The 2,273-nt window shown below is 75.6% G+C and carries 1 protein-coding gene; it reads left to right on the top strand.

The annotated features are described in order from the left end of the window. Positions 1-42 precede the first annotated feature (42 nt). Positions 43-2,025 carry a metal transporter gene (locus tag G6038_RS30565; protein WP_240918894.1) on the top strand — a complete coding sequence of 661 codons (1,983 nt, stop codon included), beginning with the start codon at positions 43-45 and terminating at the stop codon, positions 2,023-2,025. Positions 2,026-2,273 lie beyond the last annotated feature (248 nt).

The raw sequence follows: 2,273 nt of genomic DNA on the forward strand, positions 1-2,273 counted from the left end.
CCACCCCGTCCCCGGGGACCACCTGATCCGCCCGGTGCCATCATGGGTCTCGGTACGTACCTGGCCGCGCCGGTGGTGTTGCCGGTCCGGGCCGCACGGCGGGGGCTGCGGGCCGGGGCCTGGCTCGGCACGACGCTGCTCGATGCGACCGTCGGCGGAGCGGCGTCCGTGGCCGGGGTCGGGGTCGGTCTGGCCACCGCGCCGCTGCGGGGCGGCGCGGTCTCCGCCGGGGACATGGCCCGGGAGTTCCTCGGCGGTGCACCGTCGCGCCGGTTCTGGCGCGGCGACGACCGGGTGTGGATGCAGGTACGCGGACTCGATTCCCCCGACGGCCCCCGGGTCGCGACCGTCGTGCTCGAGGCCGTGCGCGGCGTGCCCGGGGTGACCGGCGCGGAACTGAACTACGCGCTCTCGCGCGTCGTCGTCACCACCGGCGACGATCCGCCCCCGCTCGACCGGCTCTGCGAGACGGTGTGCAGCGCCGAGGACTCCGTGCGCGAGCCGGAGCATGAACGGCCCCTGGATCTGCCCGGGGACGACGTGGTGCTCGCCGGGCGGATCGCCGCGTTGGTGACCACCACGGTGGGCCTGGGCGTGGCGGTGGCCGCGACGGCGCTGCAGCTGCCGCGGCTGCCCGCAGCCGTGGCAGCGGCCGTGATCTCCGTCGACTATCAGCCGCGGATCCGCCGGCTCGTCGAGCATCGGATCGGCCCGGAGGCCACCGACGTGGTCCTGTCGATCACCGGCGCGGCCGCCTCGACGCTGACCCATACCCCGGCCTCGCTCGCGGTGAGCGTGCTGCTCCGGGCCACGTTGACTGCCGAGACCTGGTCGGCGCGGCAGGCCTGGCACCGCACCGAGCCGACCCTGGCCCAGCACGCGGCGGACGGCCATCCGCCCGAGCATCCGCACCGTCCGCGACCGCGGCCGGTCGGGCCGGTCGAGCGCCACGCCGACCGGTCGGCGCTGGCTGCTCCGACCGCGGCCGCGGTGGCGGGGGCGGCCACCGGGGACGTCGGCGTCGCCGGCGCCGCGGTGATCGTCGCCGCGCCCGCCGCCACGCGGACCGCGCGCGAATCGTTCGCCGCCGCCTTCGGCCGCGGCCTGGTCGACCGGCACGGGGTGCTGCCGTTGCGGCCCGAGGCGCTGCGACGCCTGGATCGGGTCGACGCCGTGGTGATCGACCCGCAGGTCCTCGTGGCGGCCACCCCCGATGCGGCGGTGCTCGACTACCTCCGTCGCGCCGGGATCCGCACGGTCTCGGTGCGGCACCCCGGGCTCGGGTCCAGGCACGCGATGGTCGACGAACTGCACCCGTCCGCGGAATTCGCCGACGACGCCCTGCACGAGGCGGTGCAGCAGTGGCAGGGCCGGGGTGCGACCGTGGCGTTGATCGCCACGCACGCACCGCACGCCCTGGCGGCCGCCGATGTGGGTATCGGAGTGGTCGCCGAGCAGGCGCCGCCCTGGTATGCCGATCTGCTGGTCGACGACCCGGCGATAGCCTGGCGGATCCTGTGCGCCGTCCCGGCGGCCCGCACCGCCAGTCGCCGCGGCGTCGAACTGTCCGCGGGCAGTTCGTTTCTCGGCGCGGTGCTGATGGTCTCGAGCGTGCCCTTCCAGGGCACCGAGTCGGTGATCGGCGGCGCCGCGGCCGGTCTGTGGATCGGGCACCGTCTGGCCCGCCGGACCCTCGACGATCCGCTGACGGACTTCGAACCCGGCCACCCCCGCGCCGACGACGCCCGCCGCCTTCTCCGCGACCGGGCCCGTCGGGCCGAGCGTTTCGCGCTCGCCCTGCCCGGCGTCGGACGCGTGCCCATCCCGACCCCCGAGCAGACCGCGTATCTGGCCGTGCTGGCTGCCCTCGTCGCGGTGCAGATCCTCGACTGGCCGGTGGCCCTGGCCATCGCCGCCGGCTACGTCGTCGCCACCGCCGGTCGCCGCACCGCCCCTGCCGACGTCCGAGCGATCACCGTGGGCTCGGAGGCACACCCGTCGACCTGGCCGCCGATTCCGCGGTGAGGCAGCGACACCCCCGGCCGCCGACCGATCGAACTCGAACGGTGGGTGGACGCTGGTAGAACGCGATGCCACCGGGCATCCGCGGCACACGTCCCCGCGGCTCACTCCGGAGTGATGCGACCGGCCACAACCCTCGGCGAACACCGCGCGAACCCGAGATGAACCCTGCAGGCGCACAAGAGATTCCCGTGCACAGGGACGCGCCCGGCAAAAGCGACGAATCCGGCCCTACCCGCACGGCGCCCGCC

Source organism: Rhodococcus sp. 14C212, assembly GCF_011058195.1.
Classification (GTDB): Bacteria; Actinomycetota; Actinomycetes; order Mycobacteriales; family Mycobacteriaceae; genus Rhodococcus; species Rhodococcus aetherivorans.